A 17,945-nucleotide genomic window follows, 5' to 3' on the forward strand; every position below is an offset into this window, starting at 1 on the left:
TTCCAGGAAAAGTGGAACCCGGTTTTCCGTCAGGAAATGCGACAAGGCTCTAAAGGTGATGTCGCCTCAGCTTTCCGGCCGGGTGACGATGAAGAGTGCAGAGCCGAGCATGACGGCGGCAACGATTGCCGCGCGCAGAGTCGGCGGGTCGCTCAGGAACCAGAAGGCGGCATAACTCGCACACATGGCCGACAGGGCCGCAATCTTCGCCTTGCGGGTAATTGCGCCGCGTTCGCGCCATTGCCGAAGCGACGGGCCGAATCGGGGGTGGGTCAGAAGCCACGCCTCGAGTTTCGGTGAGGAGCGGGAAAAGCACCAGAGCGCCAGCAGCAGAAATGGCGTGGTGGGCAAAACGGGAAGAAACGCGCCGACGATGCCGGTCGCGACCATAAGCCAGCCAAGACAGAGGTACAGAAGGCGCATGGATATGCCGGTATCATGAGTTCTCTACTCAGGATAGAGCGGCGGGGCGAAATGTGAGGGCCATTTTGACCGGAAAGCCCGCGTGCCCAGGTCATGCGCCAACTGTTTCGCCATCACATTTGCCGTGATCGGGCGGTTTCCCCTGCTCCTTAATCCGTCTTTAGGGTTGAAAGCGCGGCCCTCTGTCTTTATCCCCTTGGTCCGCAATGTCCGGAGCACAACCGGACGACGACGAGATAAGAAGCAGAAGGAAAACACCATGGCCAAGCTGATCCACTCGATGGTCCGGGTGCTGGAAGAAAAGCGTTCGGTGGAGTTTTACAAGCAGGCTTTCGGGCTTGAGGTTGCGGAACGTGCCGAGTTCGAAAATTTCACGCTGATCTATCTCAGCAATGCCGAAGGCGATTTCGAGCTGGAGCTGACTGTCAACCGGGGTCGCGAAGTGCCCTATGCGCTGGGTGACGGCTACGGCCATCTCGCGGTCAGCGTTGCCGATGTGGATGCCGAACATCAGCGTTTCATCGAGCTTGGCCTGTCTCCGGGCAAGATCATCGAAGCCGACCATAAAGGTCAGCCTTTCGCGAAATATTTCTTCATTTGCGATCCGGATGGCTACAAGATCGAGGTGCTGCAGCGCGGCAACCGGTTCAAGTAACAAAGAGGCACAACATGGCAGAGGCAGGCGTCAAACTCGAAGACAGCTGGAAACGTGTTCTTTCCACCGAATTCGCCAGCCCCTACATGCAGAAGCTCAAAGATTTCCTGCTTGCCGAGAAAACTGCTGGCAAGCACATCTTTCCCAAGGGTGCCGAATATTTCCGGGCGCTGGATCTGACCCCTCTCGACAGGGTCAAGGTCGTCATTCTGGGGCAGGACCCCTATCATGGGGTTGGCCAGGCACATGGGCTTTGCTTTTCGGTGCAGCCCGGCGTGCGCATTCCGCCCTCGCTCGTCAATATCTACAAGGAATTGCAGAGCGATCTGGGCATCCGCCCCGTCAGTCACGGTTTTCTGGAAAGCTGGGCGAAACAGGGCGTGCTTTTGCTCAACAGCGTGCTGACGGTGGAAGAATCGCGCGCTGCCTCGCATCAGGGGCAGGGCTGGGAAAAGTTCACCGATGCCGTCATCCGCGCCGTCAATGACGAATGTGAGCATGTGGTGTTCCTGCTCTGGGGTTCCTATGCCCAGAAGAAGGCGGCTTTCGTGGACCAGAAAAAACATCTCGTGCTGCGCTCGCCGCACCCTTCGCCGCTTTCGGCCCATAACGGCTTTTTCGGCAATGGCCATTTTTCCAAGGCAAACGCCTTCCTGGTATCCCATGGCCGCGAGCCTATCGACTGGCAATTGCCGGAAACTGCTTAAGCAACCTTCCAGCCTCCCCGTCATGCCGGCTCAAGACGGGCATGACGGGGAGTGCAGCAAACATCTTTACAGCGCAGTCGGGTCCGGTTTAAGAATACTCGACTACAAAGTGAAGGATTTGTGCCCGTGTCTCTCCTGTCTGCAGAAACCTCTGTCTCGCTGCCCGATCCCGCATCGATCGTCGATGCTTTCGAGGATCATTTTTCGGAGCATATGGAGATGGAGCGGGAAGGGGCGACGGTGCGTTTCAAGGCGGAATATGGCCATGGCAGCTTCAGCGCCGAAGGTGGCCGGTTTGCCGCCCGGGTAAGCTGCGTTTCGGAACATATATTGACGTCGGTCAAGGCCATGGTGGCTGAGCATATCGTTGAGTTTTCCGGCAAGACGGGACTCGATTTCCGTTGGAGCGGACACGGCGCCTATCAGCGCGAGCTACCCAATCTCTTCGTCGGCAAGGTTGCCCGCGCCTATAATCTGACGCCGCATATGCGCCGTCTCGTGGTGTCCGTCGAAAGCGGTATTGAAAGGCTTGTCACCGGCGGCATGCATGTTCGCCTGCTGCTCGTTCCCGATCAGGCGCGCGCTGCGGTCTGGCCTTACCTCGCGCCCACCGGCGCGATCGTCTGGCCGGCGGGCGACGATCTTCTGACGCGGCGCGTCTATACCATCCGCTCCGGCGATGTTGGCCGCGGTGAGGTGGATATCGATTTCGTCATGCATGAGGGCGATGACATGCCGGGCGCAAATTTCGGCGCGACGGCAAAGCCGGGCGACGTTCTCGGCATCATCGGTCCGAGCGGCACTTGCCCGGAAGCGGAGCGTTACGTCTTTGCCGGCGACGAGACCGCGCTGCCGGTGATGCTGCGCATGGCGGCGGAAATGCCTGTTGGCAAGACGCTCAGCGTCTATGCCGAGATCGACAACGAGGCGGAACGGCAGGAGATCGTCTGCGCCGCCAATGTCGAATGGACATGGCTTTATCGTCGCGGCAAGCCCGCCGGCACATCGGGCCTTATCGAACAGGCGTTGCGCGGCCATGCCTGGACGGGCGAGCATGACGGCCTGCATGTTTTCGTCGCCTGCGAGAAGTCCGAGGCGAGGGCGGCGAAATCCTTCCTCACCGATGAGATTTCCTTCCCGAAAGCGTCGCTGCGCGCCGTCGGTTACTGGAGCATGGGCCTCGCCGACGATCATTGAGGCATGCCTCTATCGACTGAGTTGAACAGTCGGTTTTATCGTTCACCAATCGGGAACAATCCGTTCCTGTTGCCGGTCTATGCCCGCAGCACTTCTTACCCCATCTTCACGCCATGAACACGGCTGGCCCGATTGACGGGCCGCCAAGGCGAAAAGGGGTTTATCATGTTGAACCAGATTAAGGGCCTGCACCACGTCACCTCCATGGCCGGTAGTGCGCGCCAGAACAACGGCTTTTTCACCGATACGCTCGGCCTGCGCCGGGTGAAGAAGACGGTCAATTTCGATGCGCCGGATGTCTACCATCTCTATTATGGCGATGAGGTCGGCACGCCCGGCTCCGTCATGACCTATTTTCCGTTCCCGCACATTGCCCGTGGTCGTCCCGGCACCGGCGAAGTGGGCACAACGCTGTTTTCCGTCCCGGAAGGCTCGCTCGGCTACTGGCAGGATCGTCTTTCCAAGGCGGGCGTGGACGGTCTGAAGGCTGACGAGGCATTCGGCAACAAGCGCCTGCATTTTGCAGGTCCCGATGGTGATGGTTTCGCACTGGTCGAGATCAAGGATGATGCCCGTTCGCAGTGGACCGGCAATGGGGTCAGTGCGGATCAGGCGATCCACGGTTTTCAGGGCGCCTCCTTGCGCCTTCGTGACGAAGGGGCAACCGCCGAGCTTTTGAAGTTCATGGGGTATGAGGAAGTGGACCGCCAGGATGGCGTGCTGCGTCTCGGCATGCCCGGCGGCAACGGTGCTGATGTCATCGACATCGAAACCATGCCGAACATCTCCGGCGCGCGCCTCGGCGCGGGTTCGGTGCACCACATCGCCTTTGCGGTCGAAAACCGCGAAAAGCAGCTCGAAGTTCGCAAGGCGCTGATGGATACGGGCTATCAGGTGACCCCGGTGATCGACCGCGATTATTTCTGGGCGATCTATTTCCGCACGCCCGGCGGCGTGCTGTTCGAAGTGGCCACCAACGAGCCCGGTTTCGACCGCGACGAGGACACGGCGCATCTCGGCGAGGCGCTGAAGCTGCCGACCCAGCACGCGCATCTGCGCGCCCAGCTGGAAAAGCAGCTGGAGCCGCTGGGTGACGAGAAGGCGGTTTAACCCTATCGGACCTGGCCATCCTTCGGCAGGACGTTTGCCACTCTTTTCTTCTCCCCGTCCGGGGAGAAGACGACACGCTGAAACCTCTCGCTCGACATGTGATGCCCAATGCCTTGCGGCAGAGTGAGTTCGGTATCGCTGCATTTCTCCTTTCAGAAAGGATTATCCAATGACCAAAGACACATATTTCCACAAATCCCGTGCCGGCGTTGCGGGTGCACCGCTTTTCGTCGTGCTGCACGGCACCGGCGGTGATGAAAACCAGTTCTTCGATTTCGGCTCGGGCCTGTTGCCGAATGCCACGATTGTCTCGCCGCTCGGCGATGTCGCCGAACATGGCGCTGCGCGGTTTTTCCGGCGCACGGGTGAGGGCGTTTACGACATGGCCGATCTAGAGCGGGCAACAGCCAAGCTGGCGGATTTCGTCAAAGCCAACCGGGAGCACTATCAGGCTGGTCCGGTTATCGGTCTCGGTTTCTCCAACGGCGCGAATATCCTCGCAAATGTGCTGATCGAACAGCCGGAGCTTTTTGATGCCGCCGTGCTGATGCATCCGCTCATCCCGTTCGAGCCGCAGGCGGCTGCGGCCAAATCCTCGCGCCGGGTGCTGATCACGGCCGGAGAACGCGATCCCATCTGCCCGGTGCCGCTGACGAAGGCGCTGGAAAAGAGCCTTCAAGCGCAGGGCGGCACGGTGAAAACGGTGTGGCATCCGGGCGGGCATGAAATCCGTTCGAACGAGATCGAGGCGGTGCGGGAGTTTCTAGCGCCTTATGGAGAGTAGCTTTCTGCCCCGCCTCCTTCCTCACCGTCATGCCGGATCTAGTCCGGGGTGATGGTGAGGGTAGGTGATCCGCCTTTCCGCATCGCATCCAGGCGGAACGATCCTGCTACACCCGCCTCAGCGATATCCGCATTGCTGCAACTGCGCCTCGTAACGCAGCGCCATGTTGGCGGAGCGGCGGGCGGCTTTCTGGACGGCGGAATTGTTGCGCCAGCTTCCCTTGGCGTAACCGGCATGTCCGGAATAATAAGCGAGGTAGAGGTTATAGGGATCGTTCAGCGCAATGCCGTTTTCGCGGCGGCTCTTGGCGTGATACCAGCCGACGAAATGGATCGCGTCGGTGAAATCCGTGCGGCTTGCCGACCAGCGGCCGGTTTCGCGCTTGTAGACTTCCCATGTACCGTCCAGCGCCTGGGCATAACCGTAAGCGGTGGACTGGCGCGTCCAGGGAATGAAGCCGAAGAGTTTGGTGCGCGGCGGGCGGGCATAGGGGCGGAAGGCGGATTCGGTGTAGATCGTTGCCATCATCACCGGCACCGGCACGCCGAACTCCCGTTCGGCTGCCCTCGCGTCACGTCGCCAATTGTTGAAGAGGCCGTTCCGCTGCTCGAAAATCGCACAGGCATTGGTGACCTGCGACGGTGCGGTTGCGCAACCGGCCAGAACAGTCATCAGTAAAACAACGGCAAATACGCCACGCATCGCGGAACCCTTTCGTTCCGCTATTCTTAAATTGCTAACCATTAACGTCGGGTTTTAAGACAAGGTTAATTCAAATGCTGCCGATCAAGCGCTTGTTAACCCGCTGAAAATTCCTGTGTCCGGGATGCGGCAAAACCATGGGGTGAGTGGCGTTTTTTCCGGAAATGGCATTGCCGGCATCCCCGCACATCCCCGGTCTCACAAAGCCGCTTATGCTTATCCCATCCCGGTCATCCAGCGTGCGCGCGGCGCAAGGTTGGCGGGGCAGGCGGCCAAAACCGGGGAGTTTCCCGATGTCACGGTTGAGGCGGCCGGCATGTGCTCATCCTCCAAACAGGAACCGGTTTGGCGGGCGGGTCACATGTTGAAGCCGGGGCCGCATCGTCTGCAAAACCCTACTACACTATTTGATACTCCCGCAGCGATGCGGCCCCTTTATCGCTTCTAAGCGTTGCCTCGGTTTCGGGGCGACGGGCGCGGGCTATGTTTCCGGAGAGCCTGCCCGCTGTACAAAAATGAAAACCGATAAAATTGTAGCAATCGGCTTAAAGCGGCTGAAAACAGTGCTGTGCCATTGTGGGATCACAGACAAGGAGCGGACAACCTGCAAGGACGGGGCCGCTGCGGAAAACAGAAATCGAGACCGGCAGAAGCCGGCGGATCGTCAAACGGGGTATGAAAATGCTGAAGAAGATTATTGCTGCCGCCATCTGCGGAATTGCCATTGCTTCCATGTCCACTCATGCCGATGCGGCTGGTGCCGCCGGTTTCGCCCGCAGCTTTGCCGCAGCCGAAAAGAGCGCCGTAACACAGATCGGTATTTCGGCGCCCGGCGGTTTTGATGGCTGCGTTCTGTCCGCCGGCCAATGCGTTTCGACGATTGCCGCGCCGCTGACCGGCGAACGCCGCGATGAACTGCTGCGCGTCAACCGCGATGTGAACGCCACCATGGGCGCACTCGATGATTATTTCTCCGGCTTTTCAGCCGATGTTCCGGCAACGCCTTCGGTAAGCGCCAATGATTGTGGCGATTGTGCCGCGATCAAGCGCACGGCACTGGCCGGTGCCGGCTGGTCTTCCGCAGCACTGCGCCTTGCCTTTTTGCTTGATGATGACGGATCGCTCGAAAAGGTGCTTGTTGTCACCACAGACAAGGGCGATATCGTGCTCGGCAACGCCGCTTTCTCTCCGGTTGAGCGCGAAACCGCGCTCTAACCCGAACTTTTCATGCCTGCCAGACTGCGCCGGTTTTCCAGACCCTTACGGGATCAGGAAGCCGGCGATTTTTTTCGTTCCGCCACGGCAATGCCGGCCAGCGCCATCACCAGCGCCGCGATCTGGTAGGGATGCAGGGTTTCGCTGAGGACGATGACGGAGAGAAGCGTGCCGAAGACGGGGACGAGGTTGATGAAAAGACCGGCGCGGTTGGCGCCGATCTGCTCCACGCCCTTGATGTACAGAATCTGGGCGATGAGCGACGCGAAGATGGCGGCATAGACCACCAGCACCCAACCCTTCTGATCGGGCCAGACGACGTTGTCGCGTGAGATTTCCCAAAAGACCAGCGGGACTGAGGTTAGGAGGGCGAAAAAGGCTGGGATCGCCATCAGCGTGCGCCAGTCCACGATTGGTTTCCAGCGCAGGATGACGGTGTAGATGGCATAGACCAGCACCGCCAGCAGCATGATGGCGTCGCCGGCATTCATCTCCAGTTGCAGCAGCGAGACCGGATCGCCATGCGAGGCGAGAAGCGCCACGCCGGCAATGGTAAGACAGAAACCGGCGATCTGGCCGAACAGCACACGGGTGCGGAACAGGATGAAGTTCAGCACGAATATGACCATGGGAATGCCGGCCTGGATGACGGCGGCATTGATGGCGGAGGTGTGCTGAAGCGCGGTATAAAGAAAGACGTTAAAGGCGGTGTAACCGATACTGCCGAGCACGAAGAAGTAAGGCAGGCGTTTTTTCACCACCGGCCAGTCCTTGATGAGCTGCGGCACGGAAATGGCGAAGATGATGGCGACGGCCAAAACCCAGCGCAGGAAGGTAAACGCCATGGGGCTGATGTGGCCGACGGCGAGCTTTCCGGCAACGGTATTGCCACCCCAGCAGAGCGTGGCGATGATGAGGGCGAGATAGGCTTTCGAAGGCACGCTGATGTTTCGCTTCTTCAAGGGCGGGAAAAGGCTAAGGGGTGAAGAGCGGCCTTGTGTCCGCGCTTGTCCCCCCACGGGGCGAGATAATGCGGAATTCGACGTTTTGTCACGGAAAAAGCAAAATTCACCATAAGAAACAGGGTCGCTTTCCGTAAAACAACGCAGTATACATTCGCGGGTTTGGGTTTCCCATCGGGTTATCGGGCGCGCAAGCGCCATGAGCAGGAAAGCAAGAAATGACGAATGTTGTGGTGGTCGGCTCGCAGTGGGGCGACGAAGGCAAAGGCAAGATTGTCGACTGGCTGTCCGAGCGGGCAGATGTCGTCGTGCGGTATCAGGGCGGCCACAATGCCGGCCATACTCTTGTCATCGATGGCATCAGCTACAAGCTTTCGCTTCTTCCTTCCGGCGTCGTGCGTCCGGGCAAGCTCGCCGTCATCGGCAACGGCGTCGTGGTCGATCCGCATGCGCTGATCGCTGAAATCGGCCGTCTGGAAGTGCAGGGCGTAAAGGTCACGCCGGAAAACCTGCGCATTGCAGACAATGCCACGCTCATTCTTTCCCTGCACCGCGAACTTGATGGCATGCGCGAAGACGCTGCCTCCAACAGCGGCACCAAGATCGGCACCACGCGCCGCGGCATCGGCCCGGCCTACGAAGACAAGGTCGGCCGCCGCGCCATCCGCGTAATGGATCTGGCCGACATGGAGGCGCTGTCCGCCAAGGTCGATCGCATCCTGACGCATCACAATGCGCTGCGTCGCGGCTTCGGCGCTGCTGAAGTTTCGCATGAAACCATCATGGAAGAGTTGAGCTCGGTTGCAGAACGCATCCTGCCGTTCAGCGAAACCGTATGGCTGCTGCTCGACAAGAAGCGCCGCGCCGGTGCGCGCATCCTGTTCGAAGGCGCGCAGGGCTCGCTGCTCGATATCGACCACGGCACATACCCTTATGTCACCTCTTCCAACACGGTTGCCGGTCAGGCCGCTGCCGGTTCGGGCATGGGTCCGGGTTCGCTGGGTTATATTCTCGGCATCACCAAGGCCTATACGACCCGCGTTGGCGAAGGTCCTTTCCCGACCGAGCTGCATGACGAAATCGGCCAGTTCCTGGGCGAAAAGGGCCATGAGTTCGGCACTGTCACCGGCCGCAAGCGTCGTTGTGGCTGGTTTGACGCAGCGCTGGTGCGCCAGTCAGTCGCCACCAACGGCATCACCGGCATCGCGCTCACCAAGCTTGACGTTCTCGACGGTCTGGACGAGCTGAAAATCTGCGTCGGCTACAAGCTCGACGGGCAGGAAATCGATCATCTTCCCGCAAGCCAGGGTGCGCAGGCTCGTGTCGAGCCGATCTATGTCACGCTGGAAGGCTGGAAAGAATCTACCGTCGGCGCCCGAAAATGGGCGGATTTGCCTGCTCAGGCAATTAAATATGTCCGTCAGGTGGAAGAACTGATCGGGGCGCCTGTCGCGCTTCTGTCGACAAGTCCGGAGCGTGACGACACCATACTTGTGACTGATCCGTTTGAGGACTAATGTCCTCGGCGATCTAGATTCATAAACCATATCGGGCCGGTACGTCGCCGGTCACGACGAGAAAGTGCTTATGGCGGATTTTGTAGCAGTCATTCGCAAGGCCGTGGATGGCTTGGCGAACAATACTCCCGAAAACCGGGCGAAGGTTTACGACAAGGCGCGCAGTGCGGTTGTGCGCCAGCTCGAGAATATGAAGCCACGTCCGCCGGAAGAATTGTTGCGCCGGCAGATCGCCAAGCTGGACGCCGCCATAGCCGAGGTGGACAGTGAATATGCCGAGGCCTTGCCGGCACTGGAGGAGGATGATGCTTTCTCCCCCGTGGCGGAAGAGGTGGATGCTGTCTATCATCCGCAGGACGTTGCCGAAGAGCCTGCCGTTCATGCCGCCGAGCGGTACGAGCCGGTGGAGGAAGAGCCTGCTCCGGTTGTGCCCGCACATTCGGAGCCGGTTTATCCTGTCCAGCCAGAGCCGGTTTATGAAGAACCGGCCCGCGAAGAGGAGCCTCTCCCCGAGGAACCCGTCGCCGCTTTAATCCCGCATGAGGAGCAGCATTACGGCGCGCGAGAGCCGGAGGAGCTTTACGACGCACCCGAACCGGCCCGTGTCGCGCCGGTTCATGAAGCCGGTCCTTACGAGGAAGCCGGTACCTATTTCACCCGCGCGCATGAAGAGCCGGCCTATCAGCCGGAGGACGAGCGCGTTGATGATGTCGCGCCTGAAGCGGCGGCCCCCCATGCCGATGATTCCGTGCCGCCCCATTGGGCGCAGCCGGTTGACGAGGATGACTGGCGCAAGCTCGAAGAAGCGCAGGACGAGGATGTTCGCCCGGCTGCCGAGGCCGAAGTGGGCCACGAGAGGGACGACCATTCCGTCGTCGCCGGTTATTCCGCGCAGCACTATCAGGCCCCTGATGTCAGCTTCGAGCCGGAGCGGCGCGACGGGAACGAGCATGCCGGTTACCGCGCTGCTGCCGATCACGATCCGATTTTTGGCGGGCACGACGATTTTTCCGAACCCCGGCAGACCGAAGACACGGCCCCGAAAAAGGCTGCTGTCGTCGAGGACTTCTCGTCCTATTTCGAGGACACGGATCTCGCGATCCCGCCGAAGGCCACGCCTGCGTTGCCGCGCGCCGATAACGATCCCTTCGATGACCGTGCCTCCAAGGACAACAAGGAGCGCACGCCCTGGGACGATCTGGACGAGCTGATCGGTTATGACGGCGCATCGTCTTCCAGCCGGGCAACGACGAACGAAATGCCCGCTCTCGGTGCTGGTGCCGCGACGCCCGCTTACATGGTCAAGAAGAAGCCGCGCCGGAATTATGCCTCGCTGGTACTTGCGCTTGTGGGCGCCGGGCTTCTTGCCGGTGGTGGTTATGCGCTCTGGTTGAACCGTGATGCGCTGAACGACATGGTCGGTGGCCTGGTGCAATCGGCACAGAAGGATGGCGGCACCCAGACGCCTCCAGCCAATACGGCGCAGACGCAGACATCCACACCGCCAGCTGCCCAGCAGCCGCCCGCCAGCGGGCAGCAGCCGACGACAAGCCCGACCAACCATCAGGCGCAGCCGCATGCCGATGACGGATCCGTCACCGGCACGAAGTTCACCCAGCGGCTTCTGGCCGACGGGACCGAGCGCGACGAGGGGCCGGCGCCGGGCGCCAATGGCCAGCCCGTCACGGCGGAAGGCCAGTCGGTCTATGAGCAGAATGTTGCGCCGCCGCCTGCAGGCGACGCTCCGGCCAATACGGCTGCGGGTACTCCGGCTGGTACGCCGCCGGCACAGCCGCCTGCTGCGGCCGCTGCCGCCACGGGCGACCGCATGTTCCTCTACGAGGAAGTGCTGGGCCAGACGGTTCCGACCGCCATTCAGGGCAGCGTTTCCTGGTCCTTGCAGCAGGAAAACGACAATGAGGGTCGTCCGTCCGCAACGGTGCAGGGCCAGATCACGGTTCCCGGCCGTGGCCTCAGCGCGCTCATCACCTTCAAGCGCAACACCGATCCTTCGCTTCCGGCAAGCCATCTGATCGAGATCGTCTTCTCGGTTTCGCCCGGCTTCGAAGGCGGCGCGATCGACAGCGTCCAGCGTATCGCGATGAAGAGCACGGAGCAGGATCGTGGTAACGCCCTGATCGCGGTTCCGGCCAAGATCACCGACGATTTCCACATGATCGCGCTTAACGACTTCCCGGATGCGATGAAGACCAATCTGGAGCTGCTGAAGAGCCGCAACTGGATCGACATCCCGGTTTCCTACCGCAACGGCCGCCGTGCGCTTCTGACCTTGCAAAAGGGCAATGACGGCATCGCCGCCTTCGACACGGCGCTGCGCGAATGGGCGGCTGCAAAGCCCGCTACCGGTCAGTGATGATCTTGGGGATCGGCTAAAGCCGGTCCCCTCATTTCTTCCTTATGTCTTGCAAATAAAAAGCCCGCAGATCTCGCGATCTGCGGGCTTAGAAATTTACTGGCAACGAATCTCACTCTCTCGTCACGCCGGACACCAAGGGGAGTGAGATGGGATGGCAGTCGGGCCAATTACTCCGACGTCATCCTCGGGACAGGCCCGAGGATGACGTAGCCGATAAGTTCAACCCCACCCTCTTAAAAAGACCGAGCCTTACGCATCCACCACGCGCAATGCGCGGGCGGCTTCGAGGGCTTCCTTCTGCACCGCTTCCTGAACCTTCTCGAAGGCGCGAACCTCGATCTGGCGCACGCGTTCGCGGCTGATATCGAACTCGGATGAGAGTTCTTCCAGCGTCACCGGATCTTCGGCAAGGCGGCGGGCCTCGAAGATGCGGCGTTCTCGATCGTTCAGCACGCCCATGGCCTTGGCCAGCATGCGGCGGCGGGTTTCCAGCTCGTCCTGCTCGATCAGCACGGCTTCCTGGCTTTCATGGTCGTCCACCAGCCAGTCCTGCCATTGGCCGGATTCGCCTTCGGATGCCTTGATGGGCGCATTCAGCGATGCGTCGCCATGCAGGCGGCGGTTCATCGAGATAACTTCTTCCTCGGAAACCTGCAGCTTGGTGGCGATTTCCTTGACGTGTTCCGGCTTCAGATCGCCATCGTCGATCGCCTGGATACGGCCTTTCAGCCGGCGCAGGTTGAAGAACAGCCGTTTCTGGTTGGCAGTCGTACCCATCTTCACCAGCGACCACGAGCGCAGGATATATTCCTGGATCGAAGCCTTGATCCACCACATGGCGTAGGTGGCCAGACGGAAACCGCGTTCCGGATCAAACTTCTTCACCGCCTGCATCAGGCCGACATTGCCTTCGGACACGACTTCGCCAATCGGCAGGCCGTAACCGCGGTAACCCATGGCAATCTTGGCAACAAGGCGCAGGTGGCTGGTGACGAGCTTGTGAGCGGCGTCGCGGTCGCCATGCTCGGCGTAACGCTTGCCAAGCATGTACTCTTCCTGCGGCTCCAGCATCGGGAATTTACGGATTTCGTCGAGATATCTATTGAGACCGGCTTCGCCGGCCGTAATTGTAGGCAAACTATTGCGGGCCATAAAGCACCCCCTTATCTATGGTCTGGAACGGCACCCTCATCGATTGGCGATTACTCGCCCAAGGCACACCGCTAGTGGCGGGTCGTTACCGACCCCGCACGAACCCACGTAACAAATATGTATGCACCCGCCGCGTTTCAAGCGAACACAGCGTTCACACATGCGTTATGTCCCGGCGACACCTTCTTTGACCTGTTTAACTTTCGAGCGGTAAATTCGTTCCGAAAAACCACCGAGACCAGAGCGCACCATCAGCTCATACATTACCCGCCGGCGGGTGGGGTTATGCAGGCGAACGACCCGGGAGCCGAGAAACTCCGTTTCGACATGATCGAGTGTCTGCAAGTCGGGGCCAGAGGCAATCGCGTCCGCGTAGACAGCGTGAAATTCGCGGCGGCAGACATAGGTCTTGTATTTCGTCATGGCGAAGCAGGCGAGGCTGTGGCCGTGGGTGCGCAGAAAATCGGCGACGCCAACGGTCACTTCCGGCCATGCGGGGTTGAAGGTATCGTCGAAGACGATGACGCCGTGCGGGGCGATCACCTCCAGCGCCAGTTTCGCGTCCGCCAGCACATGGTGCAGGTGGTGCCCGCCGTCGATGCTGAAGAACCTGACGGGACCAGTCCGCGACGTAATATCGGTGGGTGCGAGCCGGGTGCTGTCGCCCTTGATGATCAAGTCCTCATCCATCGCAAAACCCAACCGCCTGCCGTTTTCCATCAGGCGGTCATATTGGTCGAGGCTTCCGTCCGAGGGTGGGTCGAGTTCGAACAGGTCGACGCCCAGAACCTTTTCCTGCGGCTGCGCGAATTTGCGCAGCAGAAAATAGGAGCGGCCATAATAGACGCCGATCTCCGCCATGCCGCCCTTCAGGCCGTCCCTTGTCTGCGCCTGCAGCAGCGCCTTGAAGACAAGCGCGTCGGGTGGGTCGATATAGCCTTCGACGCTTCGTAATCCCTGAAAGATAAACTGGCGTTCATCGGTGTTCATGCGCGATAGATCCCGTCGTCATGCCGGTTCCGTTCAGCTCTGCGGATAAAACGGCGTTCCTTGCAACGTCTGTCTTTCGGCAAGCCCGAGGTCCGGCCACGGCATTCGCGGTGACGATTTCAAGCTTTCCGGGGTTCGAAGAGGTGCGACGATTGAAGCGGAATTGGGGCGGTCTACAAGAAAGACCATGTGGGGAATATCGCTATCCGCTAATCTCTTTTTATTTTCCGTGGCTTCCGGCAAGATGCACGGCGTGGTTTTTTTGACCTCGCCGTGCGGCATTTTCAGCTCCGCAGGGCGATGAGCAGTTCTTCCATATCATCAGGCATGTCTGTTTCGAATTCCATCACCTCGCCGGTGCGGGGGTGTTCGAAGGCCAGGAGATAGGCATGCAGCGCCTGTCGCGGAAAGCGGTTGACGGTGCTTCTCGCCGGTTCCTCAAGCAGGTTCGCCTTGGTGCGGAAGGCCGCGCCATATTCGGGGTCGCCGATCAGCGGATGGCCGATATGGGCCATGTGCACGCGGATCTGATGGGTGCGGCCGGTTTCCAGGCGGCACTCCACCATCGAGGCGAGGCAGGACGCATCCGCCTTTTCATGGAAACGTTCCATAACCTCGTAATGGGTGATCGCCTCGCGGGCATCGTCCGTGTCCTCGCGCTTGACGGCGCGTTTGGTGCGATCGGCGCCGCGGCCGAGTGCGGCGTCAATGGTGCCGCGCAGCGTGCGCGGTCGGCCCCAGACGACGGCCTTGTAGGCGCGTTCCAGCGGGCCGGTGCGGCCGTGATCGGCAAATTGCGCGGCGAGATGGCGGTGTGCATTGTCGTTTTTCGCCACGACCATGACGCCGGAGGTTTCCTTGTCCAGCCGATGCACGATGCCGGGGCGCTTCACGCCGCCAATGCCGGAGAGGCTGTCGCCGCAATGATAGATGAGGGCGTTGACCAGTGTTCCGGTCCAGTTGCCGGCGCCGGGATGCACGACGAGACCGGCGGGTTTGACGAGCACGATCAGGTCGTCGTCCTCATATTCCACATCGAGCGGGATATCCTCGCCCTTGGGTTCGGGGTCTTCCGGCTCCGGCATGACGATCTCGACGCGGTCGTGCGGGTGCACCTTCTTTTTCGGCTCGGTCACCGGCGTGCCGTTCAATAAAACGGCACCCTGCTCGATCAGGGCTTTCAGGCGGCTGCGCGACAGATCGCCGCCAACTTCGCCCGCCAGCCACACATCGATGCGGCCTTCGGCGTCTTCGCCGGCAATCAGGACTTTCCTTGCGTCTCCGCCTTGTTTAAAGGGGTCGTTCATTCTTATTTTTCCGATCAATCAGCATTCTAGGGAACCCGATGACGCACATCGAGCAAGACGAACAGGAAGACAAGCCGCTTGATCCGGCCATGGATAAAGTTCGCCGCAAGATGATCCGTTTGCAGATCGTGTCGGGCTCCGTGATGTTCATCAGCCTTATGGCTGTGTTCGGCGCGGTTGTCTACAAGGCGGTAGGACCATCGAAAACCGTTGTAACGCAGAGCGTACCGCAAAATCTGGCGGTTCCCACCGGCAACGGACCGCTTGCCGTGACCGCCAGCCTGCCGCAGGGCTTTACAATCGACAATGTCAGCTATTCCGGCGGTGACATGCTGTTTTACGGCAAGCTTGCAAACGGCACCCGCAAGGCGCTTGTCTTCAACGTCGCGGCCGGCCGGTTTCTCGCCGATGTGACGGTCGATGCCCAGTGAGGATATTGATCCGGCGGGCGCGCATGCGCTCCTGGACGGTCGAGCTTTGATCCCGGTCGAAGACCCGGCCGATCCGCGCATTGCCGCCTTTCGCGATATTCGCGAGCGTGATCTCACCGGTCGCCAGGGCCGTTTCATCGCGGAAGGCACGGTTGTGTTGCGCATGCTGGCCGCCGCTCACAAGGCGGGTGGTGCCTTTGCGGCGGAAAGCATTCTCATCCTCAAGAACCGGCTTTCCGGCGTCGCGGATATCCTAGCCGATTTTCCGCCCGATGTGCCGGTCTATGTGGCGGAAGCGCCGGTGCTGGATGGCATTGTCGGTTTTCACCTGCATCGCGGCATTCTGGCGCTCGGCCGCCGGGTGCGTGACATTACGCTGGACGGGTTGACGGACGCGCTTCCCGCCTCGTCGCTGGTGCTGGTGGGCTGCGGCATTTCCAACCACGACAATCTGGGTGCGATGTTCCGCAACGCCGCGGCCTTTTATGCCGATGCGGTGTTTCTGGACGAGACTTCATGCGATCCGCTCTATCGCAAGGCGCTCCGGGTGTCCGTCGGTTCCGTTCTCTCGGTTCCCTATCATCGCGGCGGTGGTGCGGTGCAGATGCTGGAGCGGCTTTCGCAGGCCGGTTTTGCGATCTGGAGCCTTTCGCCGAATGGCGAGACCGAGATTCGCGATATTCCACGTTCGGAGCGCATGGCGCTGGTCATCGGCACGGAAGGTGAGGGGTTGCCGCAATCGGTATTGTCTCGGTTCCATACCGCCCGGATTGCGCAGTCGCCGCAATTGGACAGTTTGAATGCGGGGACGGCTTCGGGGCTGGCGCTTTATCAGATGGCGGGGGCGATAGGGCGGGTTTAGGTCTTCGCGATGTTACTCGTGACGAATGCCGCTCACCCCCCTCTGTCCTGCCGGACATCTCCCCCACAAGGGGGGAGATCGACCTGAGGCTAGGTCTCGGCCATCTCGATGTTTGCGAATGAAGTGACGTAAAGCTTCTTGCCGATCTCCCTCCTTGGGGGGGAGATGTCCGGCAGGACAGAGGGGGGTAAACCACACCCACCGAAGGGAATATCAACCCTTCCGCTTCTCCATCAACACACTCGCCCGCTTCGCAAGGCTCTCACGGCCGGTCGAGGCGCTGGCCTTCGCAAGCAGCCCCGGGATCGGCGATTTCTCGCCCTCCTGCGCTGCGGTGAGCGCGATCATCTGGGCGGCGATGCGGGCGATTTCGCGACGGATCGGTTCGTCGTTGCCGGTGCCGCGCACATTCAGCAGGCGTTCGGTGAGTGCCGTTCCCTGATTGCGGATATCCTCGATCTCCTGCTCCAGACCTTCCGGCGGCGGCACTGCCGGTTCCATGGCGGTTGAGACCGGTAGAATGTCTGCCGCGACCACGGGCGCGATTTCGGGCAGGACGGGCGCCTTCTGCTGCTGGCTTGCGGTTTCCCCGTTCAGTACGGCGGGGTTGGGCAGACGGATGATCATGTCGTCGGCGCGGCCGCCGGTTGCGGCAAGCTGTTCCTTCAGGCGGGCAACCTCCTGATTGCGCAGGGTGAGCATTGTGTCGAGATCGGCATTTTTTGCCATGACACTGGCGATCTGTTCTTCCAGCCGGGTGACCTTGCGGCTTTCGCGCGCAACCGCTGTCATGGCCTCCTTGTTGCGGGCAGCGACATCCTGCAATTCGCGGGTCGCCGTTTCGCCCTCCTTGCGGAAACGCGAGGCGGTCTGTTTTGCCTGCTCGGCCTCCAGATCGCGGGTGGCGGCGAGGATTTTCGAATCATCCAGCTCGCGGGTCAGATTGGTGAGGCGAGCGGTGATCTCAGACATCTGGCCGGCACGCGCATTTGCGGCCTGTTCCTGCTCCAGAAGGTTTGCCTGTATTGCGCCCGCGCGTTCCTCGCTGGCGTCGAGTGCGCCTCGCAATTCGCCGATTTCCAGCGTCAATTCCTCGATTTTCAGCAAAAGGCCGCGGTTCTGCTCGCCGAGGCGATAGGCATCGCTGGATGCTGCCTCGTTGGCGAGGCGGAGCGAGGTGTTCTTTTCCCGTTCGGTGTCCAGTTCCTGACGAACCTTGGCGTTTTCGGCGGCATAGAGCGCGCGTGCCATGTCCTTCTGGGCGCGAACTTCCTGGGGGCTGATGGGCATTGTCGCGCGCAGCCGGTTTTCCGTATAGGCAACGATGCGGCGATGGATCGCGGGCGCGATCAGCAAGGCCAGCAGGGTTGCGGTGAGAAAACCCAATCCGAAAAGAATGGCATATTCAATCACGCGAGACAGTCTCCGAAACTCAGATACGCGCGCATTCGGAAAGAGGAGCGCGAGAGCACGTTACGCTATTATTGCAACCGTTGGGAGGGGTATCGCCAAGGCAATTGCGCGGGGAGCCGCAAGAGTGCCTCCCCATCTCAG

At 60.5% G+C, this 17,945-nt stretch carries 18 protein-coding genes; 10 read left to right on the top strand and 8 right to left on the bottom strand.

Annotation, left to right across the window (positions count from 1 at the left end; all coding sequences use genetic code 11):
• Positions 1-66: 66 nt before the first annotated feature.
• Positions 67-423: a YbaN family protein gene (locus tag ASD46_RS24745; protein ID WP_025594365.1), complete on the bottom strand. Its 357-nt coding sequence runs from the start codon at positions 421-423 to the stop codon at positions 67-69.
• Positions 424-682: 259 nt separating this feature from the next.
• Between ASD46_RS24745 and ASD46_RS24750 the strand changes: the two genes are divergently transcribed.
• The 5 genes from ASD46_RS24750 (at position 683) to ASD46_RS24770 (ending at position 4,876) form a co-directional block, all read left to right on the top strand.
• Positions 683-1,078 (top strand): VOC family protein, encoded by a 396-nt coding sequence (locus tag ASD46_RS24750; protein WP_025594364.1) that lies wholly within the window; start codon positions 683-685, stop codon positions 1,076-1,078.
• 14 nt (positions 1,079-1,092) lie between these two features.
• On the top strand, positions 1,093-1,785 hold the full coding sequence (ung, locus tag ASD46_RS24755) for a uracil-DNA glycosylase (RefSeq protein WP_025594362.1): 693 nt from the start codon (positions 1,093-1,095) through the stop codon (positions 1,783-1,785).
• Positions 1,786-1,905: 120 nt separating this feature from the next.
• The gene (locus ASD46_RS24760) at positions 1,906-2,982 is read left to right on the top strand and encodes a siderophore-interacting protein (protein ID WP_025594361.1); all 1,077 of its coding nucleotides are present in this window, start codon (positions 1,906-1,908) and stop codon (positions 2,980-2,982) included.
• 165 nt (positions 2,983-3,147) lie between these two features.
• Entirely contained in the window at positions 3,148-4,092 is a 945-nt protein-coding gene (locus ASD46_RS24765; RefSeq protein ID WP_003513996.1) for a VOC family protein, read from the top strand.
• A gap of 169 nt (positions 4,093-4,261) precedes the next feature.
• The gene (locus tag ASD46_RS24770) at positions 4,262-4,876 is read left to right on the top strand and encodes an alpha/beta hydrolase (protein ID WP_025594360.1); all 615 of its coding nucleotides are present in this window, start codon (positions 4,262-4,264) and stop codon (positions 4,874-4,876) included.
• A 117-nt stretch (positions 4,877-4,993) separates the two neighbouring features.
• On the opposite strand, the gene ASD46_RS24775 is transcribed toward ASD46_RS24770, so the two are convergent.
• Positions 4,994-5,578, bottom strand: a complete 585-nt coding sequence (locus tag ASD46_RS24775) for a transglycosylase SLT domain-containing protein (RefSeq protein WP_013636743.1) — start codon at positions 5,576-5,578, stop codon at positions 4,994-4,996.
• 681 nt (positions 5,579-6,259) lie between these two features.
• Here ASD46_RS24775 and ASD46_RS24785 point away from each other — a divergent pair.
• The gene (locus ASD46_RS24785; protein WP_013636741.1) at positions 6,260-6,793 is read left to right on the top strand and encodes a transglutaminase-like cysteine peptidase; all 534 of its coding nucleotides are present in this window, start codon (positions 6,260-6,262) and stop codon (positions 6,791-6,793) included.
• 53 nt (positions 6,794-6,846) lie between these two features.
• On the opposite strand, the gene ASD46_RS24790 is transcribed toward ASD46_RS24785, so the two are convergent.
• Complete coding sequence (locus ASD46_RS24790; protein WP_025594357.1) at positions 6,847-7,734, bottom strand: DMT family transporter; 888 nt, start codon at positions 7,732-7,734, stop codon at positions 6,847-6,849.
• A 239-nt stretch (positions 7,735-7,973) separates the two neighbouring features.
• Here ASD46_RS24790 and ASD46_RS24795 point away from each other — a divergent pair, with 239 nt between their 5' ends.
• Positions 7,974-9,272 carry an adenylosuccinate synthase gene (locus ASD46_RS24795; RefSeq protein ID WP_003513983.1) on the top strand — a complete coding sequence of 433 codons (1,299 nt, stop codon included), beginning with the start codon at positions 7,974-7,976 and terminating at the stop codon, positions 9,270-9,272.
• Between the two features lie 70 nt (positions 9,273-9,342).
• Positions 9,343-11,646, top strand: a complete 2,304-nt coding sequence (locus ASD46_RS24800) for a hypothetical protein (RefSeq protein WP_025594355.1) — start codon at positions 9,343-9,345, stop codon at positions 11,644-11,646.
• 252 nt (positions 11,647-11,898) lie between these two features.
• On the opposite strand, the gene rpoH is transcribed toward ASD46_RS24800, so the two are convergent.
• From rpoH to ASD46_RS24820, 4 genes are all read right to left on the bottom strand, one after another.
• Positions 11,899-12,801 (bottom strand): RNA polymerase sigma factor RpoH, encoded by a 903-nt coding sequence (rpoH, locus tag ASD46_RS24805; protein ID WP_003491840.1) that lies wholly within the window; start codon positions 12,799-12,801, stop codon positions 11,899-11,901.
• A gap of 165 nt (positions 12,802-12,966) precedes the next feature.
• On the bottom strand, positions 12,967-13,791 hold the full coding sequence (locus ASD46_RS24810; RefSeq protein ID WP_025594353.1) for a class I SAM-dependent methyltransferase: 825 nt from the start codon (positions 13,789-13,791) through the stop codon (positions 12,967-12,969).
• 33 nt (positions 13,792-13,824) lie between these two features.
• Positions 13,825-14,073 carry a hypothetical protein gene (locus ASD46_RS24815; protein ID WP_019565095.1) on the bottom strand — a complete coding sequence of 83 codons (249 nt, stop codon included), beginning with the start codon at positions 14,071-14,073 and terminating at the stop codon, positions 13,825-13,827.
• 2 nt (positions 14,074-14,075) lie between these two features.
• Complete coding sequence (locus ASD46_RS24820; RefSeq protein WP_003513979.1) at positions 14,076-15,098, bottom strand: RluA family pseudouridine synthase; 1,023 nt, start codon at positions 15,096-15,098, stop codon at positions 14,076-14,078.
• A 38-nt stretch (positions 15,099-15,136) separates the two neighbouring features.
• Here ASD46_RS24820 and ASD46_RS24825 point away from each other — a divergent pair, with 38 nt between their 5' ends.
• Complete coding sequence (locus tag ASD46_RS24825) at positions 15,137-15,529, top strand: hypothetical protein (RefSeq protein ID WP_003513978.1); 393 nt, start codon at positions 15,137-15,139, stop codon at positions 15,527-15,529.
• The gene (locus ASD46_RS24830) at positions 15,519-16,391 is read left to right on the top strand and encodes a TrmH family RNA methyltransferase (protein ID WP_025594351.1); all 873 of its coding nucleotides are present in this window, start codon (positions 15,519-15,521) and stop codon (positions 16,389-16,391) included. Before ASD46_RS24825 ends, ASD46_RS24830 begins: the two co-directional genes overlap by 11 nt.
• Before the next feature lie 213 nt (positions 16,392-16,604).
• On the opposite strand, the gene ASD46_RS24835 is transcribed toward ASD46_RS24830, so the two are convergent.
• Positions 16,605-17,804, bottom strand: a complete 1,200-nt coding sequence (locus ASD46_RS24835; RefSeq protein ID WP_035198712.1) for a hypothetical protein — start codon at positions 17,802-17,804, stop codon at positions 16,605-16,607.
• Positions 17,805-17,945: the final 141 nt, after the last annotated feature.

The organism is Rhizobium sp. Root491, assembly GCF_001427205.1.
GTDB lineage: Bacteria > Pseudomonadota > Alphaproteobacteria > Rhizobiales > Rhizobiaceae > Agrobacterium > Agrobacterium tumefaciens.

Bases quoted from the DNA above. Each gene is read 5' to 3' on its own strand.
- ASD46_RS24750 (WP_025594364.1), top strand. From the start codon at position 683: ATGGCCAAGCTGATCCACTCGATGGTCCGGGTGCTGGAAGAAAAGCGT.
- ASD46_RS24785 (WP_013636741.1), top strand. From the start codon at position 6,260: ATGCTGAAGAAGATTATTGCTGCCGCCATCTGCGGAATTGCCATTGCT.
- ASD46_RS24830 (WP_025594351.1), top strand. From the start codon at position 15,519: ATGCCCAGTGAGGATATTGATCCGGCGGGCGCGCATGCGCTCCTGGAC.
- ASD46_RS24770 (WP_025594360.1), top strand. From the start codon at position 4,262: ATGACCAAAGACACATATTTCCACAAATCCCGTGCCGGCGTTGCGGGT.
- ASD46_RS24800 (WP_025594355.1), top strand. From the start codon at position 9,343: ATGGCGGATTTTGTAGCAGTCATTCGCAAGGCCGTGGATGGCTTGGCG.
- ASD46_RS24795 (WP_003513983.1), top strand. From the start codon at position 7,974: ATGACGAATGTTGTGGTGGTCGGCTCGCAGTGGGGCGACGAAGGCAAA.
- ASD46_RS24775 (WP_013636743.1), bottom strand. From the start codon at position 5,578: ATGCGTGGCGTATTTGCCGTTGTTTTACTGATGACTGTTCTGGCCGGT.
- ASD46_RS24765 (WP_003513996.1), top strand. From the start codon at position 3,148: ATGTTGAACCAGATTAAGGGCCTGCACCACGTCACCTCCATGGCCGGT.
- ASD46_RS24745 (WP_025594365.1), bottom strand. From the start codon at position 423: ATGCGCCTTCTGTACCTCTGTCTTGGCTGGCTTATGGTCGCGACCGGC.
- ASD46_RS24825 (WP_003513978.1), top strand. From the start codon at position 15,137: ATGACGCACATCGAGCAAGACGAACAGGAAGACAAGCCGCTTGATCCG.
- rpoH (WP_003491840.1), bottom strand. From the start codon at position 12,801: ATGGCCCGCAATAGTTTGCCTACAATTACGGCCGGCGAAGCCGGTCTC.
- ASD46_RS24815 (WP_019565095.1), bottom strand. From the start codon at position 14,073: ATGCCGCACGGCGAGGTCAAAAAAACCACGCCGTGCATCTTGCCGGAA.
- ASD46_RS24810 (WP_025594353.1), bottom strand. From the start codon at position 13,791: ATGAACACCGATGAACGCCAGTTTATCTTTCAGGGATTACGAAGCGTC.
- ASD46_RS24820 (WP_003513979.1), bottom strand. From the start codon at position 15,098: ATGAACGACCCCTTTAAACAAGGCGGAGACGCAAGGAAAGTCCTGATT.
- ung (WP_025594362.1), top strand. From the start codon at position 1,093: ATGGCAGAGGCAGGCGTCAAACTCGAAGACAGCTGGAAACGTGTTCTT.